The following is a 21,083-nucleotide window of genomic DNA, read 5'->3' as shown; positions in this document are numbered from 1 at the left end:
AAAAACATGGCACCGGTCAATATTCTAAACGTCCAGAAGCGCTTCGGCGCGGTCAATATCATCCACGGCATCGATATCGATATCAAGGATGGCGAATTCGTCGTGCTGGTCGGCCCGTCCGGCTGCGGCAAATCCACCCTGCTGCGCATGATTGCGGGCCTAGAAGAAGTCAGCGACGGCGAAATCCACATCGGCGCGCGTGAGGTGAGCAACCTGCCCGCCCGCGACCGCGATATCGCCATGGTCTTCCAGAACTACGCCCTTTATCCGCACATGACGGTGAAGGATAATATGGGCTTCGCGCTGAAGCTGAAGAAGGTGAGCGCCGACGAAACCAAGGCCAAGGTCGACAAGGCTGCCGCCATTCTGGGACTGGACAAGCTGCTCGACCGTTATCCGCGCCAGCTTTCCGGCGGCCAGCGCCAGCGTGTGGCCATGGGACGCGCGCTGGTGCGCGATCCGCAGGTCTTCCTGTTTGACGAACCGCTGTCAAACCTCGACGCCAAGCTGCGCGTGCAGATGCGCGGCGAGATCAAGGCCATGCACCAGCGCATCGGCACCACCACCATCTACGTCACGCACGACCAGGTGGAAGCCATGACCATGGCCGACAAGATCGTGGTGCTGCATGACGGCGTGATCGAGCAGATCGGCGCGCCGCTCGAGCTTTACGACCGTCCGGCCAACCTCTTCGTTGCCGGTTTCATCGGTTCGCCTGCGATGAATTTCATTCGTGGACGCGTCGAAGAAGGCGTGTTCCGCACCGTGAAGGGTTTAAGCCTCCCCCTGCCCGCCAACAGCGACATCGCCGCACTGGGCGGCCGCGACCTCGTCTACGGCGTGCGCCCGGAACATATCCGTGCAGCAAGCGGCGGTATCGAAGGCCGGGTCGAACTGGTCGAAGGCACCGGCTCGGAAATCTATGCCAAGCTGAACTGCAAGGGCGACGAGATCGCCTGCCTGTTCCGTGAGCGGCTGGACGTGCGGTTCGGCGATACGATCCATATCGCCATCGACCCGGAAATGGTTCACCTTTTCGACAAGGCAACCGGCAAGCGCATCTAAGGCGCATGCCGAGTAAAATTGCGTAAGACAATGACATAGGGTGACGGGCATGGACAGCCAACACGAGAGCCGCAAACATGTGCTGTGCGTGGGTGCAGCCGTGCTCGACACCCTGTTTCGCGTCCATGACATGCCAAAGGGCGAAGGCAAGGTCCTGCCCTACGAAATGTTGCAGATCGCCGAGGGCATGGCATCCAGCGCAGCCTATGCGGTGCACCGCATGGGCGGGCACGCCAGCCTTTGGGGTGCTGTGGGCGACGACGAGACCGGAACCCGTATCCTGCGCGATCTCGCCGAAAGCGGTATCGACACCACAGGTATGACAGTCGCCGCCGGCGCACGCTCCGCACTCTCCACAATCATTATCGATGATCGCGGCGAGCGGCTGATCGTGCCTTTTTATGATCACAGGCTGCATGAGAAGAAGCGCTCCTGCACATCAGCGGACCTCGCCGCTTACGACGCCGTGCTGGTGGATGTGCGCTGGCCGGAACTGGCGCTCGATGTTCTTGATGTGGCACGCGCGCTCGGCAAACACGCCATTCTCGACGGCGACGTTGCGCCGGTTGAAATCCTCGAAAAGCTCGCACCCGCCGCGACCCACATCGTTTTTTCTGAACCCGCCGCCGCCCGGCTGGCGGGGGTTGAGACGGTAGAGGACATGCTGCCGGTGCTGCACGCCCGCTACCCGCAAACCTTCATCGCCGTCACCGCCGGACCGGCAGGCTGCTGGTGGACGGAAGCTGGCGATCCCACTGTCCATTTTCAGGAAACGATGCAGGTCAAGGCGGTGGATACGCTGGCGGCAGGCGACATTTTCCACGGCACCTTTGCGCTTGCCATAGCCGAAGGCATGGAAAGCCGCGCGGCCATCCGGCTCTCCTCCGTTGCGGCTGCCCTGAAATGCACCGTCTTCGGTGGTCGCATCGGGGCGCCCACGAGAGCAGAGACCGAAGACGCGATGCGGCAATGGCTGGAGCGTGAACGGGGACCGGCGCTACGCGCCTTCTGAGCGCATCCATTGCCCGCATAAAACTATTCCATTTTTGCGATGCCGTTTCCCGGCGAACTAGGCTAACGTCAAGTCAGAGCAAAGCTTTTCGCAAGCCGCGCTTGTTCCACCTTGAGCCTGCATTCCGCAAAAGTGATCGCCCGATGCATCAGACGACCCGCCCGAGACTGCGCGATATCGGCTTGCCGCCCGGCCATTTCGAGACCGGCCCACTCAATGCCATCACCGATGTCGAAGGCGTGACGATCGGCCATTCGACCGTCATCGAAGGCGACACGATCCGCACCGGCGCAACCGCGATCCTGCCGCATGGCGGCAATCTTTTTCAGGACAAGGTGCCTGCGGGTTTTGCGGTCTATAACGGCTTTGGCAAATTTGCCGGCTCGACACAGATCGAGGAACTTGGCGAACTCGAAACGCCTGTCATCCTCACCAATACGCTTGCAACCGGCCGGGCAATCGAGACGATCAACCGCCACACACTGGCGCAGCCGGGTAACGAAAAAGTGGTGTCGATCAATGCGGTCGTCGGAGAGACCAACGATTCCCGCCTCAACGACATCCGCGCCGGTCGCCCGACCATCGAGGAAATCTCCACCGCGCTGAAAAACGCTGCCACAGGCCCGGTGGCCGAGGGCGGCGTTGGAGCCGGAACCGGCACGGTGGCTTTCGGCATGAAGGGCGGCATCGGAACTGCATCCCGCATCGTCACCATCGCCGGGGAGGCCTACACGCTCGGCGTTCTCGTGCAATCCAATTACGGCGGCCATCTGCTGGTCTGCGGCAAGCCCTATGTCAGCCCTGATCATAAAGACAAGGATGGCTCCATCGTCATCATCGTCGCAACCGATGCGCCGCTCTCTTCCCGCAATCTGAAGCGCCTGGCCGCCAGAAGCTTTGGTGGGCTGGCCCGAACGGGCGCAGCACTAAGCAATGGATCTGGCGATTACGCGCTGGCATTTTCCACCAACGAGCGCCTTCGCCGCACGCCTGCACGCCGCAAGGCCGTCACAGACTATCCCGAGCTTTCCAACGATGCGATCTCGCCGCTCTTCGAAGCGGCAATAGAGGCAACCGAGGAGGCGATCCTCAACTCACTCTGCACGGCCACAACGACATCAGGCTTCAATGCCGGCACCGGCAAGGCCTCCACGGTCGAAGCCATTTCCATCGACGCCCTTAAAACCCTTCTTTTAGCCTGACTTTTCCAGACGGAGTTTTCATGACTAGCCCATCCGGTCGCATCGTATACGTCAACGGCGAATTCCTGCCCGAAGCGGACGCCCGCCTTTCCATCTTCGACCGCGGTTTCCTGTTCGGCGACGGCATTTATGAAGTCACCTCGGTTCTGGAAGGCAAGCTGATCGACAGCGACCTGCATATGGCCCGGCTGGAACGCAGCGCCCGCGAAATCGACGTGGCCCTGCCGGTCACGACGAAGGAAATCGTCGAGGCCGAACGCCGCCTGATCGCCGACAACAACCTCGTCGAAGGCATGATCTACCTGCAGCTGACGCGTGGTGCGGAAGACCGCAACTTCCTGTTCTCCGCTGATATCAAGCCGACGCTTGTCATGTTCACGCAGGCCAAGAAGCTCATCGGCACCCCGGTCGAAGAGGCAGGCATCGCCGTCAAATCCGTTCCCGACCAGCGCTGGGAACGCCGCGACATCAAGACCGTCTGCCTGCTGCCGCAGGTCATGGCAAAACGCATCGCCAAGGCCGAAGGCTGCGACGAGGCCTGGATGATCGAGGATGATTTCGTGACCGAAGGCGCTTCCTCGACCGCTTATATCGTCACCGCCGATAAAAAGATCATCACCCGCGGCAACAGCAACAAGACCCTGCCCGGCTGCACCCGCCTTGCCGCCCTGCAGCTGGCCAAGGAAGCCGGCTTCACGCTGGAAGAACGGCCTTTCACGCTGGAAGAGGCGATGAACGCCGATGAAGCCTGCCTGACCAGCGCCTCCAACTTCGTGGTGTCCGTGACGAAGATCGACGGCAAGCCGGTGGGTGATGGCAAGCCCGGCCCGATGGTGAGCCGCCTGCGCGCGCTTTATCTGGAAAACGCCCGCCGCACGGCGATCTGATCGAAAGCGTTTTGTTTGTCGCATTTCCGGACGGAAAATCGGGGTCCACTTTTCCTGGAAATGCTCTAACCCTCGAGAACCGCCCAGATGCGCTCGACCACGGGCCGGCGGTTCTCCTTCGAACGATAGAGCCTGATATCGACGGCGATATCGAAGGTGGGATCGGCGGCGCGAACCAGCGTGCCGGTATCCAGCTCGTGCCGCATCAGGCTTTCCGGCACCCAGGCGACACCCCAGCCCGCCATCGCCATGGCTTTCAGCCCCACCGACATGCTGCCTTCATGCACCCGCTCGAATTGCGGCAGGCGCGCGCTCAGGAGATCGCGCAGCAAAGGCCCGAAGAACGAGGCCTTTTCATAATCGAGATAGGCGAAGGGTTTTCGCGCATTTTCCACCAGCGCATGCAACGGCGAACCATCTTTCGCCGGCGCGGAAACGGGAATGATGTTTTCCGCGCCGAGCACGCGGAACTCGAAGGTCTGCGCATCAAGCAGCATCGGCACTTCGGGATGGGCATAGGTCAGAAGAAAATCGCTTTGCCCGTCCACCAGCGAATTGAGGTTTTCCTCCATGCTGCCGGAATCGGGGCGCAATACTGAAAATAGCGGCCCGGCCGTCTCGTTCACCCGTTTCAGCCAGTCGGGAAAGAAAGTGAAGGACAGGGTATGAAGGGCCGTCAGCCGAACAGTCCTGGCATCGGCCCCTTCTTCCTGCAGCAGGGTGCGCCGCGCATGATAAAGCTGCTTCAGCGTTTCCTGCGCCACCGGCACGAACTTCACGCCCGCCTCGGTCAGCCGCGACGGATAGGAGGCGCGATCGACCAACGTCGCGCCTACCCAGGCTTCAAGCTGCTTGATACGCCGGCTGAAGGCGGATTGCGTGACATGCCGCTCCTCCGCCGCTTTCGAGAAATTGAGCGTTCCGGCCAGCGCCAGGAAATCCTCGAGCCATTTGACTTCCACGGCTCACACTCCCAACAAAAATATCTTTCCGGTTATTCAGAAGCGTCTTTATTAGGTGCAATGAGGCGTGAATGAAACCCTCTTGTAAGGCGCGGGGCTGCGGCCAATCGCCGGATCGGCCTGACGACCTAGCGGCTTCGATAATATTCGATCATCCGCGCCCGACTGGAGACCAGCTCGATCCGGTCATCGCCCAGCCGGTTGAGGCAGACGCGCTTCGTCCAGGGGCCATCTGTGAGCGTGAAGAGAAAACGGCCGTTACCGAGCGCCTTCAGGGCCATACTGCGGCGGGTCGGACCGATGCCCATCGTCAGCGACGAACCGCTGATCGAAAATTCTGCCCCCTCATCGGAACGCCACGTTCCCGAAAGATCATCCGGCACGGCATGATCGGCGACAGGCAGGAAGCAGCGGGCGGCGTGACCGGCCTCGCCGACAATGGCATCGCCCTCAAGCCTGAGACGCATCGGAGAGGATGCGGAGCGGGAAGAGACCCAGCCATCGGCATCTTCATAAAGCGTGTCGTCGCCATCGATGAAAGTGGAGGTGCTGCCCTTGATCTCCAGCCACCACGGCCCGCTTTCTGTCACGTAAAGACCATCAGGCAGGCTGGCGGCGGGCTTGGGCAGCGGCAGACCGGTCAAAGCCGCCATGCTTTCCAGCGCGATCTTGAAGCCGTTGGTATCCTCGCGATTGGACACCACGACGAAGCCGGTGCCGTTTTCAGGATCGAGCAGGAAATAGGTTTTGTAGCCGGGATGCGAACCGCCATGACCGACGAAACGCGTATCCCCCAAATGCGACCAGCGCAGGCCGAGGCCATATTTGCTCATCCGCCCGTCGGCAAGCGGCCGCTCAGCCGAAAGCCTGTCAAGAACACCCGCAAAACTGCCCTCGCCCCGCATCAGCCCCTGCAGCCAGCGGGTCAGCGCTTCGGCACTGCCGGCAAGACTGCCGGAAGCGGAGATATGCAGACCGGCCGCCGACAGCTGCCAGTTGTCTTCCGACTTCCAGTAACCCGGCACAAGGCCGTCGACCGGATCGTTCCAGACATCCGGCGCCTTCAGGAACACGCCGAACGGACCGGCAATTTGCGTCTGCACGAAATCATCGAACCGGAAACCGCGACGCTCCAGCGCCGCTTCCACCAGACGATAACCGGTATTGGAATAGGACACCTCACTGCCGGCATCGAAATTCAGTCGGGTCAGCCGGGACAGATAGTCGAGAAGCGGTCCGGCCTTCGTTTCGGTGTAAACGGAAAGGCCAAGCAGCGAGAGGCATTCCCGCGTATCCGGCAACCCGCCGCTCATATCCAGCGCCTGCCCGACCGTCACCTCGCGGAGCGACGATTGCAGCTCCGGCAGATGCTTGCCGAGTGGATCGTCAAGACCGATCAGATCGGAATGGGCAAGCACCATGGCGCAGAAGGCATGTTTAGTGACGGAGGCATAACGCACCACGCTTTTCGGCGTGAACGGCGCAAAGGTCGAAAGGCTCTCAACCCCACCCGCATGGGCAAACCGGATGCCGCTGAGATCGAAACCAATCACCGCCCCGCCCGGCTCGTTGCCCGCCCATTGCGAGACGAAGCTCTCGGCAAGCGTTGAAGCGGCGTTCCAGTCGAGTTGCTGTGACATTGTTCGGTCTCTTGTGTCTTCATTGAATGCCGGACGGACATAGGAACCGACACGGCATATTCGGGCTTGACCCGAGGATCCACCTCTCACGGGTGCATGGATCCTCGCCTCAGGGGCGAGGATGACGGAGGAAAGCTTGTGCTGCCTCTCCATCATCCCCAAAGACCTATCTCAGGCCGGCTCTTCCAGCCGGATGCTCAGGCTGCGCAGCTCTTCCGTATGCGGATGTTTGATGCGGCCCTCGCGCAGATCACCGGCGCTCAGTTTCTCGACCATGTCGCCATTCAGCATCACGCCCACCTGTGGGCACAGATGCGCGATAACAGCCAGATTGTGGCTGACGAGGATATAGGTGAGGTTGCGCGCCGCCCGCAAATCCTGCAACAGGTTCAGGATTTCCGCCTGCACCGAAACGTCGAGCGCCGAGGTCGGCTCATCGAGCAGCAGAACCTCAGGATCGGCGATCAGGGCGCGCGCGATGGCGACACGCTGGCGCTGGCCGCCGGAGAGCTGGTGTGGAAACCGGAAGCGCACCGCCTGCGGCAAGGCCACGTCAGACAAAGCCTGCTGGATGCGTTTTTCGATATTGTCCATGCCGTGCACCAACGGCAATTCGCTGAGAATGCGGTCGATGGTCTGGCGCGGATGCAGCGAACCATAGGGGTCCTGAAACACCATCTGCACCTGCCGGAAGAATTCCGGCGTGCGCTTCAGCGGTGCATCCTTGCCGGCAAAGGCGACGCGGCCTTCCCAGCTTTCATTAAGGCCGGCCATGGCGCGCAGGATGGTGGACTTGCCCGAGCCGCTTTCGCCAACGATGCCGAAGCTGCCGCCCTTTTCCACCGAAAAGGACACGCCCTTCACCACTTCACGGTCGCCGAACTTGATACGGAGATTTTCGACGTCGATCATAGGCTGGACCACGCTGCATCACGGTTGAGAACGGGAAGACGCTCGCGCGGATGCGTCAGCGAGGGAATGCAGTTCAAGAGACCCTGCGTGTAAGGATGCTGTGCTTTCAGGAGTTCGGAAGCCTTCAGTTCCTCCATCACCCGGCCGGAATACATGACAGCCACGCGGTCGCAGAAATGCGAGACAAGCGGCAGGTCGTGGCTGATGAGGATAAGGCCCATGCCGCGTTCCGACACCAGTTCCTCGATCAGCCGCAGGATTTCCGCCTGCACCGTGGCGTCGAGAGCGCTCGTCGGTTCGTCGGCGATCAGAAGCTCGGGATCGGGCGCCAGCATCATGGCGATCATGACACGCTGGCCCATGCCGCCGGAAACCTCATGCGCGTAGGACGAGGCGACCTGGCGCGGATTGCGGATCTTCACCTGATCGAGCAGGGCGATTGCCGCTTCCATGGCCGCACGCTTGCTGCCACCCTTGTGGGCGCGCCAGGCTTCCGCGATCTGCGCACCCATGGTCTTGACCGGGTTCAGCGAATATTTCGGGTCCTGCAGGATGAAACCCGCCCGCTTGCCACGGATCTGGCGCATCTGCCTTTCGCTGGCGGACAGCACGTCGATACCGTCGAAGGAGAGCTTGTCGGCGCGGATATCCGCATTGGAAGGCAGAAGCTTCATCAGTGCGCGCGCCGTGAGGCTCTTGCCCGAACCGGATTCACCGACGATGCCGAGCTTTTCTGTGCCCAGTTTCATCGACACACCACGCACCGCCTCGAAACGGCTGGTACGGGTCTGGAATGCGATCTTCAGATTTTCGATTTCGACCAGCATGGCTCAATGTCCCTTCGGGTCGAGCACGTCGCGCAGACCATCGCCAAGGAAGTTGAAGGCGAGCGAAACGAGGAAGATGGCGATGCCCGGAATGGTGGCGACCCACCATTGTTCGAAGATGAAGCGCTTGGCGGTAGCAATCATCGCGCCCCATTCCGGCGACGGCGGCTGCGCGCCCATGCCGAGGAAGCCGAGGCTGGCGGCGGTGATGATGATCGAACTCATGTCGAGCGTGATGCGCACGATAAGGCTCGGCACGCAGAGCGGCGCGATATGGCGGGCGATGATGCGCCAGGCGGAAGCACCCGTCAGCCGGTAGGCCGCGACGAAATCGCTGCCGCGAACCGTCATGGTTTCGGCGCGTGCAAGGCGCGCATAGGGCGGCCAAGCGGTGAGCGCGATAGCGAGAACGGCGCTTTCGACGCCCGGCTTCAGCGCCGCGACGAAGGCAAGCGCCAGGATAAGGCGTGGGAACGCCAGAAACACATCCGTCACCCGCATCAGCACCGTATCGACGATACCGCCGAAATAACCGGCGATACAGCCGATGGCGAGCCCGATCGGCGCGACCAGAACAACGACGGCAATGACCATGCCGAGCGTGACGCGGCCACCATAGAGGATACGCGAAAGGATATCGCGACCCAGCTCATCCGTGCCGAACCAGTGCTCGGCACTCGGAAAGGCGAGGCGGTTGCCGAGGTTCTGCGTCGCCGGATCATAGGGCGCGAGCCATGGCGCCAGCAGCGACAGTGCGATGAAGAGGACGATGATGGTCAGACCGACCACCGCCAGCGGGTTGGACTTGAGGTTGAGCCAGATGCGGTACCGGTTTCCCCAGGCAGCCTGGCTGCGGGAATGCGGCGTCTCATCCAGAGCCCAGTTTCTAAAATTAGCTAACATCATCGAACGCGAGGATCCATAACTCTGTAAAGCACGTCTGCGAGCAGGTTGAGGGCGACATAGATGAAGCCGATCAACAGGGTTGCTCCGACGACCGGGTTCATGTCCGCGTTCATGAGCGAGACGGTGAGATATTGGCCAAGGCCCGGCCAGCTGAACACGGTTTCCGTCACCACGGCGCCTTCGAGAAGGCCGGCATAGGTGAGCGCGAGAACCGTGATGAGCTGCACGGCGACCGTGGGGAAGGCATGGCCCCAGATAACGGTCATGGCGGACAAGCCCTTGGCGCGGGCGGTGATGACATATTCGCCCTTCAGCGCATCGATCATGAAGGCGCGCGTCATGCGGGTGATATAGGCCATGCTGAAATAGGCGAGAATGCAGACGGGCTGCACCATATGGGCGATGGCGTCGTAAAAGGCGTCCCAGTCACCCGCAAGCAGCGTGTCGACCGTCATCAGGCCGGTGACCGGCGAGATCATGCCGTCATAGATGATATCCTGCCGGCCCGGTCCCGGTGCGACGCCGAGCGTGGCGTAAAAGACGAGCAGTGAAATCAGCGCCAGCATGAAGACCGGCACGGAGTGACCGGCAAGGCAGACGACGCGGATGACCTGGTCGGTCAGCTTGCCTTGCTTAACCGCCGCCCAGACACCGAGCGGAATGCCGATCAGCGCAGCAAGGATGAGGGCTGCGGTGGCAAGTTCGAAAGTGGCGGGGAAGACGCGTTTGATGTCGATCCAGACCGGATTGCGGGTCAGGATCGAATTGCCGAAATCGCCATGCAGAACCTGCGAGACATAATGGAAGAACTGCACGACCAGCGGCTGGTCGAGACCCATTTCGGCCCGCACCCGCACGATGACGTCTTCGGGCGCATTGTCGCCGACCGCCGCAATGACGGGATCGACGGGCATCACGCGCCCGATCATGAAGGTGATGATCATCAAACCGAACAGCGTCAGGATGACGCTGCCCAGTATCGACGATATGCTTTTAACGCGCTTGTTCAATGTCACGCTTTCTTCGCATCGTGGTAGGAATTGCCCTCGGAGAGAACGCCCAGTTCGAAACCGGAAACGCCCTTGCGGAAGGCCGCCGTCTTGGTGGTCTGGAACATGAACACGAAGGGGCTGTTTTCCATGTGCTCGCGCTGCAGGGCTTCATAAAGCTCCACGCGCTTTGCCGGGTCCTTCTCGTCACGGGCGGCTTCCGCCTTGGCGGCGAAATCATCGTTCTTGAAACGCGAACGCCACAGGAAGGGCTTCGACTTGGCGTCGTCGCCATTGTCCTTGTTGATGTTGAAGACATCGGCGTTGGAATGCGGATCGAAATAATCCGTGCCCCATGCGGAAAGCGCCATCTGGTGTTCGCGAGCGCGCATCTTGGTCAGGACCTGACGGTTCTCAGCAGACTGCAGACGCACCTTGATGCCGATATCGGCAAGGTTCGCCTGAATGGCCTGCGCCAGATCCGGGTAAGGCTGGGCGGAATAATGATCCATGGTGATCTCGAAACCATCGGCAAGGCCGGCTTCCGCCATCAGCGCCTTGGCCTTTTCGACATCGCGCTGGAACGGCGTATCGTCGACGGCGCCGGGGAAACCTTCCGGCTCGAAGCTCTGGTGAACCTTATGGGACAGCGGCACGATGTTTTCCTGCATACCCTTGTAGTCCAGCGCCCATTTGATCGCCTGCCAGACCTGCGGCTTGGCAAGGTTCTCATTGCCCTGATTGAGCGAGATCAGCACCAGCGAGGCAATGCTCTTGCGCTCCAGCTCAATGTTCGCATCTTTCTGGGCGCTGCGCAGCTGTTCCGAGGTGAGGTCGCGGGCAATGTCGATATCGCCCTTCTGCAGCATGAGAAGCTGGGAAGACGGATCTGTGACGTGGCGCAGGATGACGCGCTTGATGTTGCCCTTGTAGGGGCCGTTCGGGTTGACGGTGAGTGCTACGCTTTCGCTAGGTTTCCAGGCCTGCAGTACGAAATCGCCGGAACCGGCGCTGTTCTTCTGCAGCCAGCCATTGCCGAGGTCTTCGCCCGAAGCATTGGCGAGAACCGCCTTCTTTTCGACGATCGCGCCGATATTGGCAGACAGGCAATAGAGCAGGAAGGAGATGGCGGTCGGCTTTGCCGTCGTCAGCTTCACCGTCTTGTCGTCGGCGGCAACGATGGTCGTCTCGGCATTTTCAGGCGTGAAACCGAACTGGCTGATGATGAAGGCCGGGCTCTTGTTCATCTTGATGGCGCGCTGCAGCGAGAAGGCAACGTCTTCCGCCGTGACTTTCGCACCGCTCGAGAAGGTCGCCTCGTCACCGATCACGAAGGTGAAGACCTTGCTGTCCGCATCGGCTTCCCAGGATTTCGCGATGACGGGATCGACCTTGGTGGAGTCTTCGCGGTTTGCACGCACCAGCTTCTGGTACATGTTGGAGATGATTTCACCGCCCACGGCTTCGAAACCTTCATGCGGATCAAGGCTCGTCATATTGTCCAGCTGCTGGGCGACCACCAGAATATCCTTGGGCGTTGCGGCAAAGGCCGGAATGCGCGCATAGGACAGGAACGGAACGGCAGCGCCGGCAATCAGCAGGTTGCGTCTTGAAATCATCGAAAATCCCCTTTCGGACCTTATTTTTCAGAAACGGTGTGGGTTTGCCCCAATCCAGTCATTTTTTTTATGTTTTCCCGCGATTACCACGAGCAAACGAGGCCCGACCAATTCCAAATTTGGCAGAGCCTATGCACGGATTGCATTTGCTCCCGCCTTGACCTTTCCTCTACCAATTCTCAAAACTCTGAATAGGTGCGCGCCCGCGCCCTCCCCCTATCCGAAGGTGAATGACCATGACCGATCAAAAACCCGTACCCGTCTTCGACGGCCACAACGACGTGCTTCTGCGGTTATGGCGATCGGGCAATGCCTCTCCCGAAACGCTCCTCATCGAAGGGGATACCGTCGGCCACATCGATCTTCCGCGCGCGAAGAAAGGCGGCCTCGCTGGCGGCCTCTGCGCCGCCTATGTGCCTTCACCCAGCATGGACAAGGACGCTAACGGCGACTATCCGACACCCACCGAGGCGGACGCGCTGAAGGCGACGCTCGCCATGGCCGGCCTTTTGTTCCGGGCCGAGAAACAATCAGCAGGCGCGCTCAAGGTCTGCCGCACGGTCGCCGATATCCGCGATGCCATGGCGAAAGGCGCTTTCGCCTCCGTCTTCCATATCGAGGGCGCGGAAGCGATCGGCGCTGATCTGGATGCGCTTTACGTTCTCTATGAAGCGGGTCTTCGCACGCTTGGACCGGTCTGGAGCCGCCCGAACATCTTCGCTTACGGCGTGCCCTTCCGTTTCCCCTCGACGCCGGATATCGGCCCCGGCCTGACGGAGGCCGGCAAGCGGCTGATAAAGACCTGCAACGAACTGAAAATCATGGTCGACCTGTCGCACATGAACGAGCAGGGTTTCTGGGATATCGCCAAGATTTCGGATGCGCCGCTGGTGGCATCCCATTCCAACGCCTATGCGCTCTGCAATCACAGCCGTAACCTGACGGATCGTCAGCTGGACGCCATCCGTGACACGGGCGGTCTCGCCGGCATCAATTTCGGCGTTCTGTTCCTGCGCCAGGACGGCGTGAAGAACCCGAATACCGATCTGAACGAGCTGGTGCGCCATGTAGACTACATCGTCAACCGTATCGGCATCGATCATGTCGCACTCGGCTCGGATTTCGACGGCACCACCATTCCCGCCGCCATGAAGGATGCAGCCGACCTGCAATTGCTGGTCCAGGCCTTGCGAAACGGTGGTTACGACGACGAGGCGCTTGCCAAGATCTGCCACGGCAACTGGATCCGCGTGCTCGAAAAAACCTGGGGCGCGTGAGGCGTAAATTGCAATTCATCTCCGGCGCTGAGCGCCGGAGACAGGAAGCGGCAGGCCCTTAAGCCTTTGCCGCTTTTTTCTTGCCGCTCGCCCGGAAAGCCAGAAGCCCGGCGACAACACCGATCATCGCCCATTTCATCGGCAGCACATCCGCCGTCTCGCTGCGGATCGGCAAAACGGTCACGGTGCCCGGACGGGATTCATAACCCATCTGCCCTTTCGCCTTGGCCTCCGCAATCTGTTGCGGCGAAACGACCCATTCGGCACCGCGCATCTTGTCCACCGCCATGTATCCGCCACCGGCCACGAGGGCGACGACGAGTGAAACAACTATTCTTGTGGGCATGTTCATTGGCATCTCCTTCAATCGAAAGGAGCGTGTAATCGCATCAAACGGCACCACCAAGCAACCACAACGGTCAATTTGCCGCCTTTCGGAACAATCCCGCAAACCATGCATTCCATAGTTGCATTTCTCACTCCAGACTTGTTGAAATTCGCGCATGATCGGACACAAACTTCACATCGACACTTCATGCTTTTCTGCTAATCACATTTCCGCAACAGAAACGAATTAGCGACACAATCCTATGGTTCGCCAACAGGAACGGGCGCTGGGCAAAGTAAATGGCAGACAAGAGCGAAATTACACAAACCGATGTTACTGAATCCGCGGTTGAAAGCTTTTTTGCCAGAAACCGTCCTTATCTGACCGCGATTGCCATCACGCTGGTCTTCGTGATGATGACCTTCGCCATCTATCACCTGACCTCCGAAGTCCGTTATGACGACGTCATCGATGCGCTGACGCAGACCTCGGCTTCGGCGGTGCTGCTCGCCATCGTTTTCACCGCGCTCAGCTTTCTGGCGCTGATATTCTATGATGCCAATGCGATCGAATATATCGGCCGCAAGCTGCCCTTTCCGCCCATGGCGGCAACAGCCTTTGCGGCCTATGCCATAGGCAATACCGCCGGTTTCGGTCCCTTGAGCGGTGGCGCCATCCGCTTTCGCGCCTATTCGCGGCTGGGTCTGTCGCCCGGCGAAATCGCCCGCGTCATCGCCTTCGTCACACTGTCCTTCGGGCTTGGCCTGCTTTCGGTCAGCGCCATCTCCACCTTCATCGTTGCGCCGCGCATCGCCGCCATTATCGGCGTTGATGCCGTCATCCTCAGAGGTGCGGCGCTCGCCGTCATCGCGGTTCTCGCGGTGGCGGCCTATGTCGGGCGTAACGGGCACGCGATCCGGCTCGGCAAATGGCGCCTGCGCCTCCCCGACAGCCGAACCTCTTCCCGCCAGTTCCTCGTCTCCGCCTTCGATATAGCCGCCTCCGCCTCCGTGCTTTATGTCCTCCTGCCCGACACGCATCTCGGCTGGCCGACATTTTTTGCAATCTACGCCACCGCGGTCGGCCTCGGCGTCCTCAGCCATGTACCGGCCGGTCTTGGCGTCTTCGAAACCGTGATGGTCGCGGGGCTTGGCAACGCCATCAGCGTCGACCAGCTGCTCGGAAGCCTCGTTCTCTACCGCGTGATCTATCACGTCCTGCCGCTGGTGGTGGCCATTCTGGTCATGCTCGTCTCGGAGATGAAGCAGTTCGCGGCAAAGCCTGTTGTCTCCGATATCAGCCAGCTTGCCGTGCGGCTCGCGCCGCCGCTGTTATCGACCTTCGCGATGATCCTCGGCACCATGCTGATCTTCTCGAGCGTGACGCCGACACCCGACAGCAATCTGGATTTCCTGTCCAATTTCGTGCCGCTGCCGATCGTTGAGGCGGCGCATTTTCTGACCAGCATTCTCGGCCTCGTGCTTGTCGTCGCCTCGCGCGGCCTCGGGCAGCGGCTGGATGGCGCCTGGTGGATTGCGCTGGTCGCCGCCTCGCTGGCGCTGGTTCTCTCCCTCCTCAAGGCCATTGCCGTGTTCGAAGCCGCCATTCTCGGCGTCTTCATTGCGGCACTTTCCGTCAATATGCGCAGCTTCAACCGTCATGCCTCGCTGGTGAAACAGGCGCTGGGCCCAAGCTGGCTCGCCGCCATGGCCGTCATCATTGCCGGCGCAGCGACAATCCTGCTCTTCGTTTACCGCGACACGGATTACAGCCAGACATTATGGTGGCAGTTCGAATTCTCCGGAGAAGCGCCGCGCGGATTGCGCGCCCTTTTGGGCCTCGTGCTTGCCTCCTCCACCATCGCCATCTTCAGCCTGATGCGGCCGGTAGCCTTCCGGCCGGACGCCATCAAGGCCGACGACGTCACGAGCGCAACCGGCATCGTCATGACACAGGATGCGGCCGACGCCAATCTGGTGCGCATGGGCGACAAGCATGTGATGTTTTCCGAAAGCGGCAACGCCTTCATCATGTACGGCATTCAGGGCCGCTCCTGGATCGCGTTTGCCGATCCGGTCGGCGATGAGGATGATTTCCCGGATCTGGTCTGGCAATTTGTGGAAGCCGCCCGCGCTGCTGGTGCACGCGCCGCCTTCTATCAGATTTCACCTTTCCTCCTCTCCCATTGCGCCGATGCGGGCCTGCGCGCCTTCAAGCTGGGCGAACTGGCGCTGGTCGATCTCACCGCATTCGAGCTGAAGGGCGGCAAGCTCGCCAATCTTCGCCAGTCGCTGAGCCGCGGCGCGCGCGACGGACTGACCTTCGAGGTGATCGAGCAAGCGCAGGTGGCGGATATTATGGATGAGCTGAAACAGGTCTCCGACGGCTGGCTCGCCCACCACAATACCCGGGAAAAGCGCTTCTCGCTCGGCGCTTTCGAGCCGGATTACATCCTGTCGCAACCCGTCGCCGTGCTGCGCAAGGATGGAAAGATCACCGCTTTCGCCAATCTGATGGTGACCGCCACGAAAAAGGAAGCCACCGTCGATCTCATGCGTTTTTCGCCGGATGCGCCACGCGGCTCGATGGATTTTCTCTTCGTCAGCATCATGCAATATCTGCGCGAGGCCGGCTATGAGAGCTTCAATCTCGGCATGGCGCCGATGTCCGGCATGTCGAAGCGCGATGCGGCACCCGTCTGGGACCGCATCGGCAGCACGCTGTTCGAACACGGCGAACGTTTCTACAACTTCAAGGGACTTCGCGCCTTCAAGGCAAAGTTCCACCCGAAATGGGAACCGCGTTACCTTGCCGTGCAGAACGGCGCAGACGCCGCTCTGGCGCTGATGGACGCGACGGTTCTGATTAGCGGCGGCGTCCGAGGAGTGATCGGAAAATGAGAAAATCCAGCATGTTGAAAGCGGTCCTTGCCGCCTCCGCCCTGTTTGCCTCCACCGCAGTTTTTGCTGAGGAAAAGCCCGCTTACGAGACTGGCATGATCCCCGCCGAGCACATCATGGTGCCGGATGGCGAAATTCTCGCCAGCGTCTTCCTGATTTCCGACGCGGACGGATGGACGAGCGCCGACGAGACCCGCGCCAAGGCGCTCGTGGAAAAAGGCGCCGCCGTGGTCGGCATCGACTTCAGGGAATATCTGAAGGCGCTCGAGGCCGATGAAGACGAATGCATCTATATGATCTCGGACATCGAGTCGCTGTCGCAGCAGATCCAGCGCACCGCCGGCACCAGCAGCTATCGCCAGCCCATTCTCACCGGCATCGGCAAGGGCGGAACGCTGGCACTGGCGATGATTGCGCAGAGCCCGGTCTCGACCATCAGGGAAGCCATAGCCGTCGACCCCAAGGCCGGCCTGCCGCTGGAAAAGATCCTCTGCACCCCCGCCACCAAGGACAAAGCCGATGGCGAAACGGTCTATGGCCTGACCGATGGCCCGCTGCCCGCCCCCGTGAGCGTGCTGTTCACGCCGGCTGCGGACCAGAAGGGCCGCGACCACGTCAACGCGCTCGTCAAGCTGCATCCCGATATCGACGTGACGGATGTGGATGACAAGGCGGACGAGGTTCTGACCCAGACCCTGTCCGATCAGGTCGATGCCGCAGGCGACACCGACAGCCCGCTCGGCCTGCCGATCAAGGTTCTGGAAACCAGCCCGGTGATGGACACCATGGCGGTGATCTATTCCGGCGACGGCGGCTGGCGCGATCTTGATGAAGAAGTGGGCGGCGCATTGCAGAAGCAGGGTATTCCCGTGATCGGCGTCGATGCGCTGCGTTATTTCTGGAAAGAAAAACAGCCACAGGAAGTGGCGGGCGACCTTGCACGCATCATCGACACCTATCGCAAGGAATGGAAGGCTCGCAACGTCGTGCTGATCGGCTATTCCTTCGGCGCCGACATCATTCCCGCCACCTATAACCTCCTGCCGGAACGGGCGAAATCACATGTCGTGCAGCTCACTCTCATGGGCCTGTCCACGGAAGTGGATTTCGAAATTTCCGTTCAGGGCTGGCTCGGCGTTGCCGGAGAGGGCAAGGGCGGCAAGACCGTAGATGATATCGCCAAGATCGATCCGAGACTGGTGCAGTGCATCTATGGCACGGAGGAAGAGGATGAAGACCCCTGCCCCGGCCTGAAGGCGAAGGGCGTGGAAACGCTCGGCATCGAAGGCGGCCATCATTTCGACGAGGATTACGAGGCGCTTGCCAACAAGATCGTGGCAGCGCTGAAGACCCGACTGCCGAAGTAAGCCGGCCAATCGCGGCAGGCTTGGCAGACATTCCGAAGCCGCGCGAATAATTCCGCTGGATTTTACCGGTATGAACCATGGAAGCCGGCAGCATTTTCCAGCTTCCTGGGCGAGCGACGCCGCTCGGAAACCGTTTCCCATATTTTCCTAAATCACCGCCATGCTTGCGGAATCGGTCAAACTATTATTCAAAAGAAATCGGCCTGCGGCGAATGTTCATCATATTCCCGCAACCATGCTGTTGTTGATCGCCAAAGATGGATTTTATATTTCCCGACCGGTTCAGGGAGCCGCCGCATGCCCGCCTTAAAACGAAAAACAAAAACACCGGTCCTCGTCGAACGCATCGATCAATTCGTTGGTGAGGTCAGGGAGGCGATGAAAAGCGATGAGACGCTGCGAAACAGAAAAATCCGTGATCTGTGGGATGCCGAGGTCCGCTACCATTTCGACAATGGCCGCACCGAAAAGACGCTCGAACTCTACATCATGAAATACCGCTATGCCCTGAAGGCTGAATTCGGCGCAAAGAGCACCCCGCTTGCCATCTGCAACATGAAGAAGCTGCGCGAGCGGCTGAAAACCTATATCGAACGGGCCGACTATCCGAAAAACGGCGTCGCGACATCGATTGTCGAAAAAATCGAGCGGGCGGAATTCAATACCGCCGGCCGCAAGCCGACCGTTCTTCTGCGCATCGCGGATTTCATTTCGGCGATGAATGGCATGGGAACGAAAGACGAGATGCAGACCCTGTGGAATGCTGAAATCAGCACCATGAAGGGCAGAGCCCAGACCACGATCATCTCCTATATCACCAAATATCGTAACGCCATCCGCGAGGCCTTCGGCGACGATCACCCGATGTTGAAGATCGCCACCGGCGATGCCGCGATGTATGACGATGCACGCCGGGTGAAGATGGAGAAGATCGCCAGAAAGCACGGCGCACTGATCACCTTCGAGAATTACCGGCAGGTTCTGAAGATCTGCGCCGATAAACTCCTGTCCGCCGATCCCCTGATGATCGGCATCGGCCTGATCGGCATGACCGGACGCCGCCCCTATGAGGTCTTTACCCAGGCGGAATTTTCACCTGCCCCCTATGGCAAGGGCGTTTCCAAATGGAGCCTCCTGTTCAACGGCCAGGCCAAGACGAAGCAGGGTGAGGGAACGAAATTCGGGGTGACCTATGAAATCCCGGTGCTTGCCCGCTCGGAAACCATTCTGGCGGCCTATAAGCGCCTGCGCGAAAGCGGGCAGGGAAAATTGTGGCACGGCATGTCGATCGATGATTTTTCATCGGAAACCCGCCTGCTGCTCAGGGACACGGTTTTTAACCTGTTCGAGGATCTCTGGCCGAAGGAAGAACTTCCCAAGCCCTATGGCCTCCGGCACCTCTATGCCGAGGTGGCCTTTCACAATTTCGCGCCGCCCCATGTAACCAAGAACAGCTATTTCGCCGCCATTCTCGGACACAACAATAACGACCTCGAAACCTCGCTTTCCTATATGACCTACACCCTGCCGGAAGATCGCGACGATGCGCTGGCACGGGCCAAACGCACGAACGAACGGACGTTGCAGCAGATGGCGACGATCGCACCGGTTTCCCGTAAGGCATGATGAGTTAGAGTTTTCTAGTATTCTCCGGGCGTAAAACCGCTCCGCAGCTTTGCCGGAAATGCTCCGGCCGCGGATTTCAGTCCTCCGCGGCCAGCCGTTTCATTCATCAAACCCGCGCGTCACCGGAGGTGCGGTAAAGCAGGGTCAACACCGTCAGCATCAGCCCCACGAGTGCGACCGACCCGAAAATGTAGAAATTCCACTCGGGCGCCAGACCCCGCTGCAGCACGAGGCCGCCGATCATCGGGCCGGCAATGCCGCCGAGCCGACCGACCGCCAGCGAAAAGCCGAGACCCGTACCGCGAATATGGACGGGGTAAAGCCGTCCCACCAGAACATTGGCGAGAATCTGCGTGCCGATGGTGCCCGCACCCGCAAGGGCGACGAAGGCATAAAGAAGCGGACCCTTGTTCACCGTCAGGGCAAAGATCGAGGCGGCGCCGATGGCAAACAGGATCGCCACGACCACCTTGACGTTGCCTTTGTCAGCAAATCGCCCGCCGATGAGGATGCCGATCGCGGCCCCGACATTGAGCATGACGGAAAAGCTGAGCGCCGAACTGATGTCATAACCCATCCTGTTCATGATGGTGGGCAGCCAGTTGACCATGCCGAAGGTGAGAAGCAGCGAGCAGAAGTGGATGCCCCAGGCATTCAGCGTCGAGAGCAGCCGGCCTTCCGAGAACAGCGCGCCGACGCCGCCCTTTTGAATTTTCGCATGCGGCATGATGCGTTGCAGACCGTAGCTGTCGCAAATGCCGTCAGCCTCCGCCTGCCGCCCCTTGCTTGCCAGCCATTCGGGCGATTCCGGCAGGAACCGCATGAAGATAGGCAGAAGAATAAGCGGCAGGCCGCCGATCAGCATCAAGGGCCGCCAGCCATAGGTCTCCAGAAGAAGGATGCCCATGACGCCGGAAATGATGCCGCCGATAAGATAACCGAGGAACGACAGGGAATTGGCCTGCGCCCTGCGATGCGGCGGCGAAAATTCCAGCACCAGCGCGGTGACCGTCGGCAAAAGCGCGCCAAGCCCGAGACCGGCGAAGAAGCGCGTGATTTCGAAGGCGAGAAAATTCGGCGTCATGGCCGAGGCGATCATCATCGCCGAAAAGCCGGCGAGGCTGAGAAGAACCACTTTGCGGCGGCCGATGCGGTCGGCCATGGTGCCGGCAAATAGCGCCCCCAGCAGCATGCCCACCAGCGTCAGCGCGGCGGCGCGCCCGACCATGGCGGGATTGAGCGCCCATGCGCTTTCTTTCAAGAGTGCCGGTGCGACGGCGCCGTAAACGACCAGATCGTAACCGTCAAACATGATCATCAGGCCGCATGTCGCGATAACGCCGGCCGGGTTCTTCGTCCGCGCTGACGCGGCGCTCAGATAATTCGTGGACATGTTCCTCCCTTTCACGCATGAACGCGCCATCCGGTATGGATAAGCGTCTCCCGTTCCTGCGATATCCTCCGTGAGTGCCCGGCGCGCTCCACACTGATATGTGTCCTGCTCCTGTCAAGCACATATCGCCAGCATCACCCGCCTTCGATTAAATGTTGCATTTGCAAAAAT

17 protein-coding genes are annotated in these 21,083 nt (G+C 60.3%); 8 read left to right on the top strand and 9 right to left on the bottom strand.

The features are described from left to right. Positions 1–6: 6 nt before the first annotated feature. The 4 genes from V6R85_RS07505 (at position 7) to V6R85_RS07490 (ending at position 4,166) form a co-directional block, all read left to right on the top strand. Complete coding sequence (locus V6R85_RS07505; RefSeq protein WP_013636780.1) at positions 7–1,065, top strand: ABC transporter ATP-binding protein; 1,059 nt, start codon at positions 7–9, stop codon at positions 1,063–1,065. A 49-nt stretch (positions 1,066–1,114) separates the two neighbouring features. After that, entirely contained in the window at positions 1,115–2,077 is a 963-nt protein-coding gene (locus V6R85_RS07500; protein WP_111834175.1) for a sugar kinase, read from the top strand. Between the two features lie 143 nt (positions 2,078–2,220). Beyond that, positions 2,221–3,279 carry a P1 family peptidase gene (locus tag V6R85_RS07495; protein WP_111834174.1) on the top strand — a complete coding sequence of 353 codons (1,059 nt, stop codon included), beginning with the start codon at positions 2,221–2,223 and terminating at the stop codon, positions 3,277–3,279. A 20-nt stretch (positions 3,280–3,299) separates the two neighbouring features. Then, positions 3,300–4,166 (top strand): D-amino-acid transaminase, encoded by an 867-nt coding sequence (locus V6R85_RS07490; RefSeq protein WP_111834173.1) that lies wholly within the window; start codon positions 3,300–3,302, stop codon positions 4,164–4,166. A 65-nt stretch (positions 4,167–4,231) separates the two neighbouring features. On the opposite strand, the gene V6R85_RS07485 is transcribed toward V6R85_RS07490, so the two are convergent. From V6R85_RS07485 to V6R85_RS07455, 7 genes are all read right to left on the bottom strand, one after another. Continuing rightward, positions 4,232–5,128, bottom strand: a complete 897-nt coding sequence (locus V6R85_RS07485) for a LysR substrate-binding domain-containing protein (protein ID WP_111834172.1) — start codon at positions 5,126–5,128, stop codon at positions 4,232–4,234. Between the two features lie 128 nt (positions 5,129–5,256). Then, entirely contained in the window at positions 5,257–6,768 is a 1,512-nt protein-coding gene (locus V6R85_RS07480) for a serine hydrolase domain-containing protein (protein ID WP_111834171.1), read from the bottom strand. 171 nt (positions 6,769–6,939) lie between these two features. Next, positions 6,940–7,680 (bottom strand): ABC transporter ATP-binding protein, encoded by a 741-nt coding sequence (locus tag V6R85_RS07475; protein WP_111834170.1) that lies wholly within the window; start codon positions 7,678–7,680, stop codon positions 6,940–6,942. Further along, complete coding sequence (locus tag V6R85_RS07470) at positions 7,677–8,507, bottom strand: ABC transporter ATP-binding protein (protein WP_111834169.1); 831 nt, start codon at positions 8,505–8,507, stop codon at positions 7,677–7,679. Before V6R85_RS07470 ends, V6R85_RS07475 begins: the two co-directional genes overlap by 4 nt. Positions 8,508–8,510: 3 nt before the next feature. Further along, positions 8,511–9,413 (bottom strand): nickel transporter permease, encoded by a 903-nt coding sequence (nikC, locus tag V6R85_RS07465; RefSeq protein WP_099085871.1) that lies wholly within the window; start codon positions 9,411–9,413, stop codon positions 8,511–8,513. Beyond that, complete coding sequence (locus V6R85_RS07460) at positions 9,410–10,423, bottom strand: ABC transporter permease (RefSeq protein WP_003503982.1); 1,014 nt, start codon at positions 10,421–10,423, stop codon at positions 9,410–9,412. Before V6R85_RS07460 ends, nikC begins: the two co-directional genes overlap by 4 nt. 2 nt (positions 10,424–10,425) lie before the next feature. Beyond that, positions 10,426–12,021 carry an ABC transporter substrate-binding protein gene (locus V6R85_RS07455; protein WP_111834168.1) on the bottom strand — a complete coding sequence of 532 codons (1,596 nt, stop codon included), beginning with the start codon at positions 12,019–12,021 and terminating at the stop codon, positions 10,426–10,428. A 236-nt stretch (positions 12,022–12,257) separates the two neighbouring features. Between V6R85_RS07455 and V6R85_RS07450 the strand changes: the two genes are divergently transcribed. Continuing rightward, complete coding sequence (locus V6R85_RS07450; RefSeq protein WP_111834180.1) at positions 12,258–13,298, top strand: dipeptidase; 1,041 nt, start codon at positions 12,258–12,260, stop codon at positions 13,296–13,298. Positions 13,299–13,356: 58 nt separating this feature from the next. On the opposite strand, the gene V6R85_RS07445 is transcribed toward V6R85_RS07450, so the two are convergent. Continuing rightward, the gene (locus V6R85_RS07445; protein ID WP_003503976.1) at positions 13,357–13,650 is read right to left on the bottom strand and encodes a hypothetical protein; all 294 of its coding nucleotides are present in this window, start codon (positions 13,648–13,650) and stop codon (positions 13,357–13,359) included. 275 nt (positions 13,651–13,925) lie between these two features. Between V6R85_RS07445 and mprF the strand changes: the two genes are divergently transcribed. The 3 genes from mprF (at position 13,926) to V6R85_RS07430 (ending at position 19,519) form a co-directional block, all read left to right on the top strand. Continuing rightward, positions 13,926–16,526 carry a bifunctional lysylphosphatidylglycerol flippase/synthetase MprF gene (gene mprF, locus V6R85_RS07440; RefSeq protein ID WP_111834167.1) on the top strand — a complete coding sequence of 867 codons (2,601 nt, stop codon included), beginning with the start codon at positions 13,926–13,928 and terminating at the stop codon, positions 16,524–16,526. Beyond that, positions 16,523–17,893: a virulence factor gene (locus V6R85_RS07435; RefSeq protein ID WP_111834166.1), complete on the top strand. Its 1,371-nt coding sequence runs from the start codon at positions 16,523–16,525 to the stop codon at positions 17,891–17,893. Before mprF ends, V6R85_RS07435 begins: the two co-directional genes overlap by 4 nt. A gap of 297 nt (positions 17,894–18,190) precedes the next feature. Further along, the gene (locus V6R85_RS07430; protein ID WP_111794756.1) at positions 18,191–19,519 is read left to right on the top strand and encodes a telomere resolvase; all 1,329 of its coding nucleotides are present in this window, start codon (positions 18,191–18,193) and stop codon (positions 19,517–19,519) included. A gap of 106 nt (positions 19,520–19,625) precedes the next feature. On the opposite strand, the gene V6R85_RS07425 is transcribed toward V6R85_RS07430, so the two are convergent. Then, positions 19,626–20,912 (bottom strand): MFS transporter, encoded by a 1,287-nt coding sequence (locus V6R85_RS07425; protein ID WP_162695501.1) that lies wholly within the window; start codon positions 20,910–20,912, stop codon positions 19,626–19,628. Positions 20,913–21,083: the final 171 nt, after the last annotated feature.

The organism is Agrobacterium sp. CCNWLW32, assembly GCF_037083425.1.
Classification (GTDB): Bacteria; Pseudomonadota; Alphaproteobacteria; order Rhizobiales; family Rhizobiaceae; genus Agrobacterium; species Agrobacterium radiobacter.
Note: the sequence above shows the minus strand (reverse complement) of the source record. Positions and strands in the feature narration are given on the sequence as shown.

Coding starts and splice junctions, on each gene's coding strand:
- V6R85_RS07475 (WP_111834170.1), bottom strand. CDS start 7,680: ATGATCGACGTCGAAAATCTCCGTATCAAGTTCGGCGACCGTGAAGTG.
- V6R85_RS07490 (WP_111834173.1), top strand. CDS start 3,300: ATGACTAGCCCATCCGGTCGCATCGTATACGTCAACGGCGAATTCCTG.
- V6R85_RS07435 (WP_111834166.1), top strand. CDS start 16,523: ATGAGAAAATCCAGCATGTTGAAAGCGGTCCTTGCCGCCTCCGCCCTG.
- V6R85_RS07430 (WP_111794756.1), top strand. CDS start 18,191: ATGCCCGCCTTAAAACGAAAAACAAAAACACCGGTCCTCGTCGAACGC.
- V6R85_RS07495 (WP_111834174.1), top strand. CDS start 2,221: ATGCATCAGACGACCCGCCCGAGACTGCGCGATATCGGCTTGCCGCCC.
- V6R85_RS07480 (WP_111834171.1), bottom strand. CDS start 6,768: ATGTCACAGCAACTCGACTGGAACGCCGCTTCAACGCTTGCCGAGAGC.
- mprF (WP_111834167.1), top strand. CDS start 13,926: ATGGCAGACAAGAGCGAAATTACACAAACCGATGTTACTGAATCCGCG.
- V6R85_RS07425 (WP_162695501.1), bottom strand. CDS start 20,912: ATGTCCACGAATTATCTGAGCGCCGCGTCAGCGCGGACGAAGAACCCG.
- V6R85_RS07445 (WP_003503976.1), bottom strand. CDS start 13,650: ATGAACATGCCCACAAGAATAGTTGTTTCACTCGTCGTCGCCCTCGTG.
- nikC (WP_099085871.1), bottom strand. CDS start 9,413: ATGATGTTAGCTAATTTTAGAAACTGGGCTCTGGATGAGACGCCGCAT.
- V6R85_RS07470 (WP_111834169.1), bottom strand. CDS start 8,507: ATGCTGGTCGAAATCGAAAATCTGAAGATCGCATTCCAGACCCGTACC.
- V6R85_RS07500 (WP_111834175.1), top strand. CDS start 1,115: ATGGACAGCCAACACGAGAGCCGCAAACATGTGCTGTGCGTGGGTGCA.
- V6R85_RS07455 (WP_111834168.1), bottom strand. CDS start 12,021: ATGATTTCAAGACGCAACCTGCTGATTGCCGGCGCTGCCGTTCCGTTC.
- V6R85_RS07505 (WP_013636780.1), top strand. CDS start 7: ATGGCACCGGTCAATATTCTAAACGTCCAGAAGCGCTTCGGCGCGGTC.
- V6R85_RS07450 (WP_111834180.1), top strand. CDS start 12,258: ATGACCGATCAAAAACCCGTACCCGTCTTCGACGGCCACAACGACGTG.